This window comes from Microcoleus sp. Pol7_A1 (assembly GCF_036701085.1).
Classification (GTDB): Bacteria; Cyanobacteriota; Cyanobacteriia; order Cyanobacteriales; family Microcoleaceae; genus Microcoleus; species Microcoleus asticus.
The window spans coordinates 1-18,628 of sequence record NZ_JAUBQD010000091.1 but is presented as its reverse complement, the minus strand read 5'-3'; the positions used below and the strand labels follow the sequence as shown (position 1 = coordinate 18,628).

The 18,628-nt window shown below is 44.8% G+C and carries 14 protein-coding genes and 1 pseudogene; 3 read left to right on the top strand and 12 right to left on the bottom strand.

What is annotated here, in order from left to right; translation table 11 throughout:
• The 4 genes from QUA20_RS29410 to QUA20_RS29395 form a co-directional block, all read right to left on the bottom strand.
• The coding region (locus QUA20_RS29410; RefSeq protein WP_333193739.1) for a DUF4347 domain-containing protein at positions 1-978 on the bottom strand (978 nt) is incomplete at its 3' end.
• Positions 979-1,065: 87 nt separating this feature from the next.
• Complete coding sequence (locus QUA20_RS29405; protein WP_333193737.1) at positions 1,066-1,353, bottom strand: DUF4347 domain-containing protein; 288 nt, start codon at positions 1,351-1,353, stop codon at positions 1,066-1,068.
• Positions 1,354-1,649: 296 nt separating this feature from the next.
• Positions 1,650-1,985 (bottom strand): transposase, encoded by a 336-nt coding sequence (locus tag QUA20_RS29400; protein WP_333193734.1) that lies wholly within the window; start codon positions 1,983-1,985, stop codon positions 1,650-1,652.
• Between the two features lie 237 nt (positions 1,986-2,222).
• Entirely contained in the window at positions 2,223-2,720 is a 498-nt protein-coding gene (locus QUA20_RS29395; protein ID WP_333193731.1) for a helix-turn-helix domain-containing protein, read from the bottom strand.
• A 145-nt stretch (positions 2,721-2,865) separates the two neighbouring features.
• Between QUA20_RS29395 and QUA20_RS29390 the strand changes: the two are divergent.
• Positions 2,866-3,592: pseudogene (locus QUA20_RS29390) on the top strand (IS1 family transposase).
• Positions 3,593-3,964: 372 nt separating this feature from the next.
• Here QUA20_RS29390 and codA read toward each other — a convergent pair.
• From codA to QUA20_RS29350, 8 genes are all read right to left on the bottom strand, one after another.
• The gene (gene codA / locus QUA20_RS29385; RefSeq protein ID WP_333193727.1) at positions 3,965-5,224 is read right to left on the bottom strand and encodes a cytosine deaminase; all 1,260 of its coding nucleotides are present in this window, start codon (positions 5,222-5,224) and stop codon (positions 3,965-3,967) included.
• Positions 5,225-5,416: 192 nt separating this feature from the next.
• On the bottom strand, positions 5,417-5,908 hold the full coding sequence (locus tag QUA20_RS29380) for an ureidoglycolate lyase (RefSeq protein ID WP_333193726.1): 492 nt from the start codon (positions 5,906-5,908) through the stop codon (positions 5,417-5,419).
• Between the two features lie 250 nt (positions 5,909-6,158).
• Positions 6,159-7,742: a cobyrinate a,c-diamide synthase gene (locus QUA20_RS29375; RefSeq protein ID WP_333193723.1), complete on the bottom strand. Its 1,584-nt coding sequence runs from the start codon at positions 7,740-7,742 to the stop codon at positions 6,159-6,161.
• A gap of 280 nt (positions 7,743-8,022) precedes the next feature.
• Positions 8,023-9,387, bottom strand: a complete 1,365-nt coding sequence (gene opcA / locus QUA20_RS29370) for a glucose-6-phosphate dehydrogenase assembly protein OpcA (RefSeq protein WP_333193721.1) — start codon at positions 9,385-9,387, stop codon at positions 8,023-8,025.
• A 157-nt stretch (positions 9,388-9,544) separates the two neighbouring features.
• Entirely contained in the window at positions 9,545-11,074 is a 1,530-nt protein-coding gene (gene zwf / locus QUA20_RS29365; RefSeq protein WP_333193718.1) for a glucose-6-phosphate dehydrogenase, read from the bottom strand.
• 261 nt (positions 11,075-11,335) lie between these two features.
• Positions 11,336-12,490, bottom strand: a complete 1,155-nt coding sequence (gene tal, locus QUA20_RS29360) for a transaldolase (protein WP_333193717.1) — start codon at positions 12,488-12,490, stop codon at positions 11,336-11,338.
• 255 nt (positions 12,491-12,745) lie between these two features.
• Positions 12,746-13,819 (bottom strand): class 1 fructose-bisphosphatase, encoded by a 1,074-nt coding sequence (gene fbp, locus QUA20_RS29355; RefSeq protein ID WP_172191475.1) that lies wholly within the window; start codon positions 13,817-13,819, stop codon positions 12,746-12,748.
• A 435-nt stretch (positions 13,820-14,254) separates the two neighbouring features.
• The gene (locus tag QUA20_RS29350) at positions 14,255-14,446 is read right to left on the bottom strand and encodes a hypothetical protein (RefSeq protein ID WP_333193715.1); all 192 of its coding nucleotides are present in this window, start codon (positions 14,444-14,446) and stop codon (positions 14,255-14,257) included.
• A gap of 2 nt (positions 14,447-14,448) precedes the next feature.
• Between QUA20_RS29350 and QUA20_RS29345 the strand changes: the two genes are divergently transcribed.
• A complete protein-coding gene (locus tag QUA20_RS29345) occupies positions 14,449-16,728 on the top strand; it encodes an AAA-like domain-containing protein (RefSeq protein ID WP_333193713.1) in 2,280 nt (759 codons plus the stop codon).
• A 36-nt stretch (positions 16,729-16,764) separates the two neighbouring features.
• Positions 16,765-18,628: AAA-like domain-containing protein (locus tag QUA20_RS29340; protein WP_333193710.1), on the top strand; the 1,864-nt coding region annotated here is incomplete at its 3' end.

The following is an 18,628-nucleotide window of genomic DNA, read 5'->3' as shown; positions in this document are numbered from 1 at the left end:
ACCCGTGTAAATGCCGCCACCAAAACCGGCAACATTATTATTGACTTGGCAATTTTCTAAAGTTAAAGTGCTGCTACTTCCTGTTTGAATGCCACCACCGGCGCTAGTTGCCTCATTATTCGGATCGGTTCCAGAAACTTTGCCGTTGGCAACAATCAGGTTTTTTAGAGTAACATTGGTCGAACCTTCTGTGCGGATTACCCGCGAAGTATTGTTGCCACTGATAGTTAAACCCGCTGCCGCTGCACCGTCAATGGTGATGTTTTTGCCAACGGGAATATCGAGTTGACCGCTGGTGAGGGTAATAGTTTGACCTGCTAAACCTGGAGCGAAGGTAATTGTATCCCCTGCAACAGCGGTGGCGAGCGCAGCCCTTAATGAACCCGGCCCGCTATCGCTATTGTTGGCTACCACGATCGTAGCTAAATCACCTTGGTAACTTGCCATCGCCTCGGGCCCCAAGGCTAAGGGAGATTCAATTTTGCCAGAAGCAAATTCTAAATTCCAGTCGCCGTCGCTGCCGGTTATGTTGGTGGAAGCGGCAACGTCAGCCCCGGTTAATTGACTGAAGCGAGCGACGAAATTAGCACCCGAACCTGCGGCTACATCGCACCCGTACAGCATGATGTCTGCTTCTGGGCCTAGTGAACTTTGCCACGAGTCCAACTGGCTTTTGTATTGCTCTATGTTATCTGAACCCAGAGCGGTATTGCCAAGTTGTAGGCTGCCAGAACTGCCGTGAGAAATAATGTGAACCGAGTCAATAGCCCCGTTAGTAGAGGCGTATTTTTCAATTTCAGAGCTGATTTGTTCGATGCCGTTTTTGGTGCTATCGAGTATTACTACCTGCTGTCGAGGCAGCACTCCCGCTGCAATTGACTCGTAATCTTCCACGCCGGAATCAATGAAGACTAAGGAGCGCAGTGGCAGTTTTTCAACATAAGATTGTGAGTTAACTTGAGCGAATTTAGAACTCATATTGGAGACTCCATTAAGGGCATTATTAGTAGATACACCCCGGAGTTATCTCATCAAGCTTATTTGATAACTATGCGATTTTGGCAATTAACTTTTGTATGGATCGAGGTAATCTGAACTGAGGATAACAGAGCCTAATTGCAGTTGGCCCGAGCGGCCGTCAGAAGTTGCGCGAACTTTGTCAATCTCTCTAAGGATAGAGGCATATTTTTGAAGTGCCGAGGTAATTTTCTCGATGCAGTCAGATTCCCCAGCCAAAATTCTGGAAACAAAATATCCACCTTCATTGATGCTGGAGTCCTTAAATACAAAGCTTTTGGATGGGGAATTTGCGTATTCCAAGGCGCGAGTCGTTTCCCTTAAAGAAACAAACATATTGCGTCCTCCAAAAGCGACTTTAGGGGTAGATACAGCCTTGGATTCAGAGCTTCTGAAAGTGCCAGCGACCTTGTTTATTTCGCTCATTTTTATTTAACCTATCTATCAGTTTCCCCTATTTCTGCTGCACTGCCATCCGCGATCGCACGGAATTTATATTCTGCGTGTTTCCCTTACTTCCGGCAAACGCGCAATTACCGATAGATCCGATATCCTACCGGTGATACCACTTTCAAAAAAGAATCCAAATCTAGGCCCGTGCTTCAAACCTCGATAGCCATTATACCAGTTTCCTAAAGTTCTGCTGCAGATAGAGCCTCTAAAATAAATTTCCATCCCGTCAAAGAAGCAATAACTTCCAACGTCAACTTATTTAACTCTTTTTGCACCGCTGCTCTCAACTCTTCTATTTGGTCAAATCTCAACCATTTCAATTGTTCTTTTATATACCCCCAGAGTCTTTCTATTGGGTTTACTTCCGGGCTGTAGGCAGGTTGAAACAATAAAATCACATTTTCTAGTATACTCAAATTTAAAGAGTTATGAAACCCTCCATTATCTACTTGAATTATATGTAAATCCTCCGGATACTCCCTGGCAAATAGCTCTAAAAATTTCTCGAAGCACACTGTATCTAAATGTGTAAATTCATAAAAAAAGCTGGCTCCACTTAGCGGTTATACTGCCCCATAAAGCCACAAATAAGTAAAATCCCATTGCACCTTTCCTTGCGGTTTTATTCCCTAACCTGTTAACTTTCTTCTTTGAATTGTATGCAGCCCCATCCGACTCTCATCTTGACTCCAATATCGCACTTTTTTCCACTGCTTTAAAAAGCTCTCACTCGCTGCTCATACTGCTTTTAATTAGAGATGAGAGTTTTTTTTAAATTCTTCTACTACCCCGGCTTTGTGTTTTTCACTCACAGGACGTGGGACTTTTAATTTTCCTTTTAGCCGATATCTAGCCCATTGGTGTACTGTGCGATATGCCACTTTTACTTCACAGCAGCTTGTCAGCCATTGGTGTACTTCTTTGTAGCTACTGAATCCTTCGGGTTCTTGTAATTCCTTTGATAATCTCTCTACAGTTTCAGGATTCATTATTCTTGGTCTTCCCGAACGAGGTTTCTGCAATAATAATTCTTCTATTCCCCCCGCTCGATAACTAGACAACCATCTTTGTATTGTGGTACGATGTTTCCCGACGCGCACAGCAGCAGACAATACAGTTTCTACCGTTTTGGTTTTGAGCCAATATAGAACTTGCAGTTTTTCGTGGCGCCAAACATCTTTCTCTTTCCTCAGAAGAGCTTTCAGTTCTTCTTCTGTTTCCCTAATTTCAATCTTGACGACTCCTGACATTTTTTTCCTTATGTTTGGGTACTAATTCACAAAATGTACACCTACTAACTGTAGCACTATTTTAGGAAATTGGTATTAGTCATTCGGGTAGTGATGCCGAGTAATGGTTTAATATTAAATCAACATAAATTTCCGAGGTAAAAGTATGGAATGTCCTAATTGTCAAAGCTATTTTTTTATTATAAATGGAAAGACTTATTACGGGAAACAGCGATTTCAATGTAAAAATTGTAGTCGTCAGTCAGATTGAAAATTCTCAATATAAGCAGATTTCACTCCTCAACTAAATCCTTAATTTAGCGGCCGCTCTGAGAAAAAATTTCTTGAGCCCGCATTGCTAGAGCTACGGGGGTATCCATTCGATGGCTTCAGAATTATGTAAATAAAAAGTATGCCGAAATTTCTGGGAAATTTTGGTGATGAAAAAACCGAAAGGTTCATTGACTTTACAGCTAGATGAAATGTGGTCATTTGTCAAAAACTAGCTAAATAAGCAATGGCTCTGGATAGATTTCGATCGAAATACCCGTGAAATTGTTGGACTTTATATTGGAGACCGCTCAAAAAAATCTGCGGAAGAGCTCTGGCAATCTTTACCTCCTGTCTATAGACAATGTGCTGTTTGTTATACTGATTTTTGGGAATCTTATTCAGAAGTGCTACTTTTTAAAAGACATCGACCTGTAGGTAAATAATCGGAACAAACCAGTTATATTGAAATACTTAATAATACTTTACGGCAGCGAATTTCTCGTTTGGTTCGTAAAACCTTGTATTTCTCAAAAACACTGCCAAACCATATTGGGGCAATTTTTAACTTTGTACATCACTATAATTCTTGCATAAGAAAACGATATCATTACTGTGCATGACTACCTTTTATTGTACCTCATTACAGCGGGTTCCGCTGTAAATCAAAAAATAAATAAACTAAAAAATAGTGAATAACTATTACTCGATCCATCTGGTGTTTTGTTAAGATTTTTAGCAAGTTTATTGCTCATTAATTCTTTAAATCTATTAACTCTAAAAGTATCTTGTTGAATCAGTAAAATATCTGTGCCGCAGTCTAATTATTTAAGTTTAGCGTTCATAATTCTTTGTTTTGCACACTTTTTGATAAATATCATAATTTGTTCTATTAGTAAAGATCGATTTTAAAGCGAGATGTATTGAAATTTTACATATAAAATGAGTTTGTTTGTACGACCTCATGTTATTGTAAAATTGCTGCGAATTGAGAGTCAGAAAAAACTTGTTTTTGCCGGTTCAGTTTCCGCTAGCAACTTACCGCGCGAAATCACATACCGAACCGCAGCGCGCCTCCTAATTGCATCGTAACAATCCTCAGCATCCAACACAATCAAATTTGCAGGCTTACCCGCATCTATCCCATAATTATCATCTCCCAGATTGAGAGTGGTAGCACCGTTGGCAGTGACCATATTAAAACAAGCTTCTATCTCAGCCATTCCCGTCATCTGACAAACATGAACCGCCATATGAGCGACATCCAACATATTTCCCGTACCTAAACTATACCAAGGATCTTGCACGCAGTCGTGGCCAAAACTCACATTCAATCCCTGCTGCCACAACTCCTTAACCCGCGTCACCCCACGGCGTTTGGGATAAGTATCCGTGCGGCCTTGCAGAGTGATATTAATTAAAGGATTGGCGATGAAATTAATTCCCGATTTTGCCAAACTTCCCATCAGCTTAAAAGCATAAGCATTGTTGTAAGAACCGAAAGCCGTCGTGTGGCTTGCTGTCACCCGCGAACCAGCCCCGCTTCTAATCGCACAAGCTGCTACAACTTCCAAAAATTTCGACTGTTCATCATCGATTTCATCGCAGTGAACATCTATTAATCTATTGTATTTTTCAGCAAGCTCAAAAATTCGCTCAACCGACTTCACCCCATCTTCCCGCGTCAACTCATAATGCGGAATTCCGCCCACAGTATCCGCACCCATATCCAGAGATTTCTCTAAAAGTTTGTCATTTTCTGGACTTCCGTAAATCCCGTCTTGAGGAAAAGCCACAACTTGCAGAGTCATCCAATCTTTGACTTGTTCTCGAACTTCCAAAAGTCCTTGCAAAGCAGTCAGCGCCGGTTCGCTAACATCAGCGTGACTCCTGACAAACAAAATCCCTTGAGACGCTTGCAGCCTTAAAGTTTCAACAGCCCGTTTTTTGACATCTTCCAGAGTTAAACTTTGCTTACGTTCCCCCCAAATTTGAATTCCCTCGAACAAAGTGCCGCTTTGATTCCATCGCGGTTCCCCCGCAGTCAAAGCCGAATCGAGATGAATGTGCGACTCCACAAAAGGAGGACTGACTAATTTGCCTCCAACGTCGATTTCGGATTCTCCCAATTCGGGAATCTGCGGCGCTACGGCGGCTATTTTGTCCCCATCTATGGCGATATCCACTGTTTGACTGTCGATCGCACCTAACAAACGACATTCGCGCAGAACAATGCTATACTTTTGCTCAGGCATGACAATTGCACCTATTTTAACACTTGTAAACTTTATACTTCCTAGTGGCGATTCAGCTTAGTAAGGCAAAAAAAATTCCCTCCTTCTCCTCCTCTGCGTCCTCAGCGCCCTCTGCGGTTAAAAAATTTTACTCACAAAACCAACCTATAACAATAATCACCCAGAAAAAAGCGCAACTACAAATCGCCAATATCAAACAATCTCAAACTCCAGATTGTGATTTTTCACAATATCAAAGGTAAAATGGTCAACCACATTAGTATTGCTCAATTCCAGATTGTAAAAATCAACAAAATCCGCATCAAAATACGGCCCAGCGTGCCAAGTCCCCACATCTAACTTAATAAAACAATTGCCCTGAATCCGAAAAGCAGCAATATTATCTAAACTCGGTTTATCCCTATCCCCAGGAGGCGCAACCGCCATCAACCAATCCTTTCCATCCAAAGAACCCAAACACTGCGTGCATTGAACGTGCCGCGTAATTTTGCCAAACTTGCGACCTTTGTTTGGCAGCCGCATAATGTAAAATCTAGGAATGCCATTTTGCAAGTTTAACTGAGCTTCCTCAGCATCGAAAGACTTGCCATCAACAGCCGCAAAGATAACTTGACCGTAACTCCGAAAATTCTCCGGTGTCACCAATTTTGCGGACAACTGCTTAGTCGAAATTAATTCGCTCATAAATCCCAACATCCCTAGCTTTCTCTGTAATAAATATTCTAATATAAATAGTAAGACCACTTTATTTATACCTTGGGTGCAGCCAGGAATAGGCTTTTCTAATAGTTCCACAAAAAACTTAATTGATTTACTGCCAAAGCGCTACAGACATTACCTATCTTCTGCTTCCTCTTGTTTCTCTTCCTACCCTTCGGGAACGGCTTCGCCGAACGTGTCCTTCGCGTCTTTGCGATTCGTTAAAAAATATTAATTAAGTCCGATCGCCCAAAACACCCTTACAATCAAAATCAGCACACTGCTGCAAAAAACGAGCCGGAATATCAGGACGAGCACCCCAGTGCAAATGCAAATAAGAAGCGTGCACCTGACAAACTCCCCAACCTTCCGCAACCGCCTCAACTTCCCCCCGCTTCCCATACCTCCAACTGTGATAAACTGGATTACTCGGTTCAACAGTTAAATGCGATCGATGAAACTCATGTCCCCAAACCCGATCGAGAGCAGTTAATACCGAACTATCCCTCACCGCCACAGCTTCTCGGTATCCCAGCGTCAAACGCTTTCCCATCGCAGCAGCAGTTTCCAAAACTCCCACGCCTGGCCAAGAATTGCCATCGAAGTCTACAATAGAATCACACAAATACATCAAACCGCCGCACTCCGCATAAGTCGGCATTCCCGAAAAAATCGCACTTCTTACTGCATCCCGAATTAAAATATTACCGCTCAATTTTTGAGCAAACACTTCAGGAAAACCGCCGCCAAAATATAACCCTTGCACATTGTCAGGAAAAACCGAGTCATCAAGGGGACTCCAAAATACCAACTCCGCACCCAACTCTTCCAACAAATCAAGATTGTCCTGATAGTAAAAATTAAAAGCCCGATCGCGCGCAACTGCAATCCTCACTCCAAATTGTTTTCCCAAAGAGTTGACAACATCATCTTTTTGAGCTTCAATTCCTGAAGGGAGACTGTGCCTATCCAAAAGTTGCTCTGACCCCTCACCCCCTTCATTTCGAGTTGCAGCCAACAAAGGCAAAAGTTGCTCCCAGTCAAAACTAACAGCAGCCAAATCAGCCAACTTATCGATCGCACCATGAAGATTCGGCAACTCCTCAGCAGGAATCAAACCCAAATGTCGATCGGGAATAGTAACAGCCTCATCCCTACGCAAAACCCCCAAAATAGGTAAATTGAGCGGTTTTAGAGCATCTTGAAGCAACTCCAAATGTCGATCGCTCGCCACCCGATTCAGCACCAAACCAGCGAATTTAAGGTTAGGGTTAAAAGAACGAAAACCGTGGGCGATCGCAGCCACAGAACCAGAGAGCCTGCTGCAATCTATCACAAACAATACCGGCAAATTCAGCAAATAAGCAACATGAGCCGTAGAAGCAAAGGAAATAGAATAGTGTTGTTTTCCTTCTGGCTTCCTTAAATCCGTTAAATCCGTTAAATCCTTTACATCTCGTACAATCGTTGCCGAACTTCTATCCGTTACATCCGTTACGAAATCCGTTGCCGAACTTCCTTCTTCTTTCTTCTGAGAAACCCCATCAAATAGCCCCATTACCCCTTCAACTAAGGCATAATCGACATCTTGAATATGACGAGAAAAACACTTTTTTACATAAGATTCAGACGTTAATACCGGGTCTAAATTCCGACAGGGGCGACCAGTAACAAAGGCATGAAACATGGGGTCAATGTAATCGGGACCAACCTTAAAAGATTGAACATTCAAGCCGCGGCGGATTAAATAAGCTAAAATGGCGATCGTTACAGTAGTCTTTCCCGCACCGCTGCGTTCGCCAGCAATTACTAAAGCCATAGTTCTAGATTATTTACAAAAAATACATATTTAACGAACCGCGAAGACGCGAATGGCGCGAAGGAAGAATGAGAAGAATAGTGGTAATTTCGTGGCTTTTTGGAAGTAATTTAGAGTTTTGAGTCACAGAACAACATTATTAATTCAAAACTCATAACTTCTAACTCACAACTTCTAAAAAAGTAGGGCAGACATTGCCTGCCCCACTGAATATTAACTCAATCCTTCTTCCTTCTTCCTTCTTCCTTCTTCCCTCTTCCTTCTTCCTTCTTCCTTCTTTTTACCGCTTAGGTAACTTCAGTATTTGAGCCGTGACTGCCAAACTTTCTTCGTAAAGCACATCTCGGCCCCAACTCTGCAAGTGCTGGCCCAGCAACTGTTCCGTCACCTGATCGAACAGAGGACTCACCTGGTTAAACCGATCTGTTTGAGCGCCGCCCTTCGTTTCCATCCGCATACAGCCGCCCACTTCCGAACACAGAACTGTACCGCAGTCAGCCTTCTCGTTCGTAGAACTCAAACGCAGAGCAATCAAATCGCCCGGGACATCGCCCGTATCAGCAGTAGGAATAGCAGCCAACTCCGCTTCTACAAACCGTTCGTCCGGTCCTGCGAATTTAATTCGCTTGATTTGGTAATCGCCCTCTTCCTGTTTGAAAGCAACAGGACGCCACTGAAGCCGGCTCGCCAGCCAACCCAAATACATCAGCGCTTGCGTAGAATTGTCCTGTTCGTAATCGATCGTCACCCGATCGATTTCCCGAATCGCAGCGCGGCGTTCCGGGGCGTCAAAAGCTTCAGCAGCCAACTCTTGCCACGCGGCCAGCCGGCGCCAATTGAGATCCGCGATCGGAATTCCGTCTTCCATCAGACTTTGCATCAACAGCAATTCCGCTTCACACTCGGCAAAACTGCTAGAGTCAACAATCACAGAACTGCTAATTGCCGCCAGCCGCTGGAACAAACCTCGATCGGCATCAGGATTCGCTTTCCACCACAGCAGAGTCGGCAAATTGGCGATCGTCAGCGCCGTCACGATGCCGCTCACCCGTTCCAAAGCAGCTTCCGTACCCCGCAGCGTAATGTACTCGCAGCAGATCAGATTGCCAGTGGTGCGCTGGTGAACCGGACAATAAGCAGCCACTTGAGCCTGTACGCCCGTATCTTCCCCCGCCGTCGGGCACAGAGCAATAATCCGGCACGGATTGGCAGCCACGATCGCGTCAGCTACCCCCGAACCCCCGGAACCCAAACCACTCGATCCCATCTCCTCGCCTTTTGAATTTTTGCGAGCCACTTCTTCCCGCAAAGTCGCCAGCAATTCAGCGTTAGGTTTGCCAGTTCTCGGCAGCCCGTAAGCTTTTTGAGCCGCCCTGATGCTAGATGCCGTCATCGGCCCGGTAATACCGTCCACCGGCCCGTCGTAAAAGCCCAGATCCGCTAATAACCGCTGAGTTTCTTCGGGTTCGTAGACTATAAAAGTAAAAGTTGTTGCCCTACTAGCGATCGAAACATCGCCCTTTGACCCTGATTCTCTGTAACTTTCCCAAATTTGACTCAATTCGGCCTCTATTTGGTCGAGCGACACATCTTTAGGATTTTGCAGCGAAACCAGAGGCGGAGCTTTAATCGGTGTCATCGTCATCGGTTTTTTCTCCTTTGTCAGTTTTTAGTCATCAGTGATTGGTCATTAGTTCAGTAGTCCTGGAGATCCCAAAATTTTAGACCCTAGTTTAAGCTCTCAGATTCATCTGTGCAGTAAATCTAAAATCTAAAATCTCAAATCTCAAATCGACTGACTTTTAAAGTCTGCGCCACTTGCGGCCGTCTCTGTTAATTAGCAGTTCTGCTTCCGCCGGTTCCCAAGTACCCGCTTCGTATTGAGGAACCAACTCCTGTTCGTTGGACGATTCCCAAGCCATTAGCGCCGGCGTTACCACCCGCCAAGCTTCTTCCACTTCATCAGAACGGGTAAACAAAGTTTGGTCGCCCAGCATACAGTCAATTAACAGTCGATCGTAAGCATCCGAAGATGTCACCCCAAAGGAAGAACCGTAACTGAAATCCATATCCACCGTCCGAGTCCGCAAATCCGGCCCCGGCATTTTCGCCTCAAACCTCAGCGAAATCCCCTCGTTGGGATGCACGCGCATGGTCAAAACGTTAGGGGTAGTTTGTTGCGCCGCCGACTGAAAAATCATCAGAGGCACTTCACGAAACTGAATCGCAATTTCGCTGACTTTTTTCGGCAACCGTTTGCCGGTTCGCAGGTAAAAAGGCACTCCCTGCCAGCGCCAGTTGTCGATCGTAAACTTCATCGCCACAAAAGTCGGCGTTGTCGAGTTGGGAGCAACCCCCGGTTCATCGTGATATCCCGGCACGGGTTTGCCCTTCATCCAACCTGCGGAATATTGACCGCGAATCGCTGAGAACTCCAAGTTATTCAAATCTGCCAAGCGAGTTGCTTGCAGAACTTTCATCTTTTCGGTGCGGATGCTGTCAGCGTCGAGCGAGTTCGGCGGTTCCATCGCCGTCAGACAGAAAATCTGCATCAAGTGGTTTTGCAGCATATCCCGCAACGCCCCAGAGGATTCGTAGTAACCCGCCCTGTCTTCTACGCCTACTGTTTCTGCAACTGTAATTTGTACGTGATCGACAAATTGCCGATTCCACAGCGGTTCAAAAATCGCGTTAGCAAACCGGAACACCATTAAATTCTGAACAGTTTCTTTACCCAAATAGTGGTCGATCCGGTAAACTTGCTTTTCTTGGCAAACCTGCTGCACGACTCGGTTGAGAGCTTTTGCTGAACTCAAGTCGCGGCCGAAGGGTTTTTCAATTACCAAGCGGTGTTTTGCTGGGTCAACTAGCATTTGAGCAGCGCCTAGTTGCCTAATTGCTTCTGGGAAAAAGTTCGGGGAAACTGATAGATAAAATATGTGATTGCCGCGAGTTTTCCTTTCTTCGTCGATTTCCGCTAAGAAAGCTTTGAGTTTTTCATAGCTTTCGGGGTTATCAATGTCGCCCGGACAGTAGTACAAACCTTGAGCGAAATCTTTCCATAATTCTTCACTGCCAATACCGCCGCCAAATTCTTCAATGCCTTCGCGCATTTGCTCTCGGAAGTAATCGTGACTCCAAGGGCGGCGGGCTACTCCCACCACGGTAGTTTCCGGTGGCAAGCGCCGATCGCGCTTCATCTGATAAATTGCTGGTACGAGTTTGCGCTGGGTGAGATCCCCAGAAGCTCCGAAGATCACCAGTATTTGCGGTTCCGGCACCCGTTCTTTTCGCAAACCAACCCGCAGTGGATTTTCAAGTAGCGTTACCATTATTTATTTTCCTTGTTCTAGTGGTGTTAACCCTGCCAAGACACCATGATAGTTTGCGGTCATTTCTGCTAGTTGCTGGGTGAGAGAGTTAATCGCTTCTTCATACTGCTAGAGGAGGCAGATGATTTTGCTCTCTAGGAACTTTGAAACCCATTAATCTCAAAATTCCTAGAGAGGATTTAAAACTCAGCATTTAGGAAGCAAAACAATTATCTATTCCGACTCCTAAATGCTTCTGCCTTTCAGGATACAGATATCTGCCTAAGCGACGGGTGACAACTTCTGGACTTTCTCTTGCAAGGAATCCATCAGGGATTGGAACGGGGTGACGAATTTCTCAATCCCGTCGAGGAGCAAGTCTGCCATCACTTTGTCCAAGTTGATGTCGATGTCGGGATCTTTGAGACTTTCGATCAGCGTGTAAGCTTCTGCAACGTTGTTCTCAATCCGGGGTGCGACATCGCAGTGGTCGAAACAAGCTTCAACAGTGTTCGGCGGCAAAGTGTTAACGGTGTCGGGGCCTATTAGTTCATCGACATACATGACATCGCTGTAGTTGGGGTTTTTGGTGCTGGTGGAAGCCCACAGCAATCGCTGCACTTTCGCTCCTTTGGCTGCTAAAGCTTGCCAGCGATCGCTCGCTACGATCTCTTTATACTTCTGGTAAGCTACCTTCGCATTGGCGATCGCAATTTTCCCCTTCACTGCTTCCAGTTTAGCTTTTGTGGAAATATCTGTGACATTTTTGAGTTTCTCGTCAATCTTCCCATCGATATTGATGTCGATCCGGCTCAAGAAGAAACTGGCAACAGAAGCAGTATTGCTCACATCCAAACCTTTAGCCGCCCGCGCTTCCAAACCGCGAATGTAAGCCCAGAAGGTTTCGACGTAGCTGTCAACCGAGAACAGCAAAGTCACGTTAACGTTAATCCCTTCGCTGATGACTCGCTCAACTGCGGGCAAACCTTGAGCGGTTCCCGGAATCTTAATCATCACGTTTTCTTTGCCGATCGCATGATAATAGCGCAAGGCTTCGCTAATCGTGCTTTCTGTATCGTTGGCGATCGTCGGTGGCACTTCGATACTGATGTAACCGTCCAAACCATTCGACTCTGCGTAAACTGGGGCAAAGATGTCGCAAGCGTTGCGGATATCTTCAAATACCAGAGATTCGTAAATCTCCATTACAGATTTGCCCGCCCGGATGCCGGCTTCGATATCCGCGTCGTAAATCACATTACCCGCGATCGCTTTCTCAAAAATAGCCGGATTAGATGTAATCCCGCGCAGTCCCCGACTTTCAATCATCTTTTTGAGTTCGCCGGACTGGATCAGATCGCGAGTCAAATTGTCCATCCAGATACTTTGGCCAATTTCTTTGATTTCTAACAGGTGATTCGTTGATGTTGCTGTCATTACTGTAACTCCTACAATTTGATAGCTGTTAATTGGGACTTGGAAATTGGGAATTGAAAATTGAAAATTGGTAATGGGGAATTGGCAATGGGGAATTGGTAATTGGGAGTCGAAAGTTATAAGTTAAAACCCTCTTCCTTCTTCCTGACATCAGTTACATTAGTTACATAATCCCTTGCCAAACTTCCTTCTTCCTGACATCCGTTACATCCGTTACATCCGTTACATAATCCGTTGCCGAACTTCCCTCTTCCTTCACTCTTGGACTGTTCTAGGATTGCGCGCTCGATCTTGAATAAAAGACTCGACCATCGCTACATTTTCTTTACTGCCGACAATCAAAGGCGATCGCTCGTGCAGTTTGGTCGGCACAACGTCTAAGATGTCTTGAATGCCGGTACTGGCGCGCCCGCCGGCTTGCTCCATCAAAAACGCCAAAGGAGCCGATTCGTAGAGCAAACGCAATTTGCCCTCCGGTTGTTTGACCGTTCCGGGGTACAAAAACACGCCTCCCTGGAATAAAATCCGGTGGAAATCTCCCACCAAAGCCCCGCCGTACCGGGCGGTGTATCCTTCGCTGCGGTGTACGTAGCGAATGTAATCTCTCAAAGATTCCTCCCACTGCCAGAAGTTGCCTTCATTAACGCTGTAAATCGGGCCGCGATCGGGAACCTTAATGTTTTCGTTAGCTAGAATAAACTCGCCCAAACTGGGATCGAGGGTAAAGGAATGAACACCCTGACCGATCGAATAAACCAGCATGGTACTCGGGCCGTAGAGCACGTAGCCTGCCGCTATTTGTTTGTGTCCGTGTTGCAGCAAGTCGGAAGCAGAGCCATCTGCATCGTCTCCCTCTTGCTTGCGGATGCTGAATATGGAGCCGACATTGAGATTGATGTCAAGATTGGAAGAACCGTCTATGGGGTCGTAGAGCAGACTGTAACGCCCGATCGGACAGTTTTCGGGAATGTAGTAGGGTTTTTCCATTTCCTCCGAAGCCAAGCGGCAGACAAGTCCGCTTTGCTGGAATACCGAGATAAACACTTCATTGGCATAGATATCCATCTTTTTGACGGATTCTCCCTGCACATTCACAGCCCCTGTAAACCCCAAGGCATCTGCCATTAATCCGGCCCTGCTGAGTCGCCTAGCGATCAGCTTGGCAGCTAGTCCGATGCGATTCATCAGGGCGCTGAGATCCTGAGCATCTGCTGAAAAGCTGTGGAGTTGCTGGAGTACGTGACGGGATAGGGTTGTGCAATCGCGGTCTAAGGCTTGCACCTGATCGGTCGGGCCCAGGCGGGTTTCCCCTGTCGGCGCGTTTACCATGATTTTGATGTCCTCCCTGTCTTGCTGCTCTGGATTTGGGTTCGATGGAGTCCTTGACACTTGCCCCTGAATCGGCTTTTAGACCGATCGACCCCTAACTTCTATCTTAGGAAGGGTTTTGCCAAAGGGGGATAAACTTTAGGTGAATTTTAGATCTCCATCGAAAGTGTTATCAAAGAGTGAGGCGTTCGATCGACTATTTAGTCGGGCATTGTCTTTAAAATTACTAATTTTTTTAATAAACCGCTCTTGACGTAGAGGAAGAGCAGAAGGAATAAGGAAGAAAAAAGAAGGAAGATTGTTGCTTGCTTAATTATCAAAAAGATTTATAAAGATGTAGCAGGAGGAATTGCTTCTCTAGGGGCAAAGAATCTCGATATTTATGAAAATAAGACTGCAAAAGGGGAAGCCGATCGCACTTATTGAATACGGAGTTCAAATGATTAGTTGAGAGTAGCGATCGCCTTTTCGATTGGTTATGCTTGAGTCAGGGCGATCGTTTCTGCCAGTTGACGGACTAACAAAAATAAAGATGTTTGTGCGTAAATACCGTAAAGGCAAGAAATATCTCGCCCTGACTGGGATAGTCTCGTTAATATCGTGCATCTCCTCTAGTGAAGGTTCCATTGATGAGTAGTACCCCAAGAAAGAAAAAAACGATCCTGTTTTTGGCCGCCAACCCAAAAAACTCCACTCCCTTGCGCTTAGGTGAAGAGGCGAAGGAAATTGCAGAGGGGTTGCAACGGTCTAAAAAGCGCGACAAGTTTCAACTGGAGCAACAGTGGGCGGTGACGCCAAGAGAAATGCAACGAGCCGTATTAGATTATAAACCAGAGATTGTGCATTTCTCTGGGCATGGTGCAGGAGAAAGCGGTTTAGCCCTAGAAGATGACATGGGGCAGATTAAGCTAGTAAATGCCAAAGCTTTGGCAGCTTTGTTTGAGGCGTTTAAGGAGTACGTGGAGTGCGTAATACTCAACGCTTGCTATTCAGAAGTGCAAGCTGAGGCGATCGCACGTCACATTCCATACGTTATCGGCATGAAGCAAGCGGTGGGAGATAAGGCGGCACGAGAATTTGCTGTGGGTTTTTACGATACCTTGGCGGCGGGGGAGTCGATCGAACGTGCCTATAAGTTGGGTTGCGTTAGCATCAGCATGGCTGGTATTCCCGAAGAGCTGACTCCGGTATTAAAGAAGAAGTCGGATTTTTCGGAGTTGGATGCAGCAGAGCGATCGCGCGATGCTTCTGTTAGCGATCTCGTTGAGGAGTCGTCGCCTGCGTTGGAAAATGTGCGATCGATCGCCTCCCCTCCCGTTTCTCTTCTCAATTTAGATAACCCAGAAGGTTCTGTTAGTTTAGATTCACCCCTATATATCGATCGGCCTCCAATCGAATCCGACTGCTACCAAACTATTGTAAAACCCGGAGCTTTAATCCGAGTCAAAGCCCCCCGGCAAATGGGAAAAACTTCCTTAGTGCAGCGAATTTTATACCGCGCCAAGGAAGAGGGATATCAAACAGCTTATTTAAACTTTCAATGGGCTGATGGCAGTTTTCTCACAAATCTTGATGAGTTGTTGCAGTGGTTTTGTGGTGAGATTACCAATGAATTAAATTTAGAAGATAGGTTAGGAGAATATTGGAAAGGCGTTCTCGGCAGTAAAAATAAAACTACGAAGTATTTCCAACGGTATCTACTATCTGACAGCGAGCGGCCTCTTGTTTTAGGGTTAGATGAAGTCGATCGGATTTTTCAGCATTCCGAAATAGCCACCGACTTCTTTGGATTATTACGAGCTTGGCACGAGCGGGGCAAAAATGAGGAAATTTGGAAAAAGCTGAGGTTAGTTATTTCTCACTCTCAAGAAGTTTATATCCCTCTCAATATTAATCAGTCGCCATTTAACGTGGGATTGCCGATAGATTTACCTGAACTAAATCAGATACAGGTAACAGATTTAGTGAATCGACACCGATTAAATTGGTCAAATCAAGAGATTAGTGACCTGATGGAAATGGTGGGCGGTCATCCTTATTTAGTTCGAGTTGCTCTCTACCAAGTTGCCAGGGGGAGAATTACCTTAGATAGCTTGCTAAAAGTCGCTCCTACTGAAGAAGGCCCTTACTACGATCATTTACGACGGCATTTAGTTAACTTGGAAACAGATGCAGAACTAGCAGCAACAATTAGACAAGTAATTAACAGCGAACAACCTGTAGAGATTCACACCGGAGAGGCTTTTAAATTGCGAAGCATGGGATTGATCAAATTTCAGGGAAATGCTGTAATGCCATTGTGTGGTTTGTATCGTCAATACTTTAGCCATCGCCTAGCCTCTCCCCGAGCGAATATGACTGCTGTGGAACCACCTAATAACTCATCAAGCTTGCCCGTAGAGAGTAATTTAGCAGCTATTATTTTTTCGGATGTAGTTAATTCCACCGCTTTATCAGTTGCCAACCAAAAGCTGACACTAGAATTAGTGAATCGAGATTTCAACATCATCCGAGGCATCTGCGCTAAACATCAAGGCAAAGTCCTGAAAGAAATGGGCGATGGTTTATTAATTTGCTTTCCCGAAAGTGCCGTAAAAGCAGTTGCCTGTGCGCTAGAAATACAACGAAGTCTCGCCCAAGCTGCTACAACCTTACCTGCGAGTCATGTCCTCCAACATCGCATTGGTATTCACTTGGGGGAAATATTCTCTTTTAATAATGATATCAGAGGGGCTGGTGTAAATTTAGCGGCTCGTTTAGAAGGGAAAGCAGATTCAGGTGGAATCTGTATTTCTGAGACAGTTTATCAAGTCGTTAAAACCCATTTATCTTTAAATGTGATTGACTTAGGAATGCAACCGTTAAAGGGAATTTCTGAACCTGTACGGCTGTACAAATTAATTCCTTGATTCTCGTATTTTCCACCTATAAATTAACAATGACCTATGAAAGATTATCAATATCAAGTTGGAGGTAGCCTGCCTGCAAACGCCCCAACTTATGTCACTCGAAAGGCGGATGAAGAACTTTATCAAGCTTTAAAAGCCGGAGAATTCTGCTATGTTCTTAATTCCCGACAAATGGGAAAATCATCCCTGCGAGTGCGGACAATGCAGAGGTTACAATCAGAGGGAATCGCCTGTAGTAGCATTGATATCACAGAAATTGGCACCTCAGATATTACACCAGAAGAGTGGTACGCCGGCGTGATCGATAGCATCGTCAGCAGATTAAATTTGTATGACGTTTTTGATTTAGATGAATGGTGGGAGCAGAATAGATTACTATCGAATGTTAAACGATTTAGTAAATTTATTGAAGAAGTATTACTCAAAAATCTCTCAGGAAACATAGTAATTTTTGTCGATGAATCGGACAGCTTAATCAGCTTAAAGTTTAAGATAGAAGATTTTTTTGCCGTGATTCGTGATTGCTATAATAATCGAGCTGATAAACCCGATTATCGTCGCTTGACATTTACGATGTTAGGGGTGGCAACTCCCTCAGATTTAATTCAAGACAAGCGACGCACTCCTTTTAATATTGGTCGAGGGATAGAGTTAACGGGGTTTCAATTAGCAGAAGCGCAACCTTTGGCAGTCGGGTTAGAAACTCAAGCAGAAAATTCTCAAGCATTGTTAGAAGCGGTGTTATATTGGACAGGAGGGCAGCCGTTTTTAACGCAAAAAGTTTGTAAATTACTGCTCGATCGTGCCAACTCTGGATTCAGGCAAAATCCCGCTGAGTGGGTAAAAAATTTAGTTCGAGAAAAGGTGATTGAGTATTGGGAAGGGCAGGATGAACCTGAGCATTTAAAGACGATTCGCGATCGCATTTTACGCAGCGAACAACGGGCAAGTAGGTTATTGGGACTATATCAGCAAATTTTGCAGCACAATGAAATAGCGACTGATGATACTCCCGAACAAATGGAACTACGCTTAACTGGGTTGGTAGTTAAGCAGTCTGGCAAACTTAAAGTTTATAACCCAATTTATCAATCGGTTTTTAACCTTGATTGGGTGGAAAAACAATTAGCGAATCTCCGCCCTTACAGCGAAAGTTTTAAAGCTTGGATAGAGTCTGATTGCCAAGATGAATCGCGACTGTTGCGGGGTCAAGCGTTGCAAGATGCTCAAACTTGGGCAGCCGATAAAAGTTTGAGCGATTTGGATTATCAGTTTTTAAATGCCAGTCGGGAAGTCCAACAGCGGGAAGTTGAACGAGAGTTAGAAGCACAAAAACAAGCGAATAAAATTTTGACTCAAGCGAATCAGACGCTAATTAAAGCAGAGCAATTGGCTACGTATAAAGTCAATCAAGCCCAGAATTTAGCAAATGTCATCCAGGAAACTGCTTTTTCTAATGAATCCTTTCGTTCAGGAGAGACATTCCAAGCACTGTTGGAAGCATTAAAGGCAGGGCAAGCATTCAAACAACTAGATTCTTCATCCGAGACGACAAAACATATTAGAGGACGAGTGATAGCTGCGCTGCAACAAGCAGTGTCTGCAGTAAAAGAGCGCAATAGTTTGGAAGGGCATAGCAATTATGTCAATAGCCTCGCGTTTAGTCCAGATGGCTTGACTTTGGCTTCTGCAAGCAATGACCACACCATCAAACTGTGGCACCTGGAAAGCCAAAAACCTATCGCTACCCTCACCGGGCATAGCAATCCGGTGTGGAGCGTCGCGTTTAGTCCAGATGGCTTGACTTTGGCTTCTGCAAGCAGTGACCACACCATCAAACTGTGGCACCTGGAAAGCCAAAAACCTATCGCTACCCTCACCGGGCATAGCAATCCGGTGT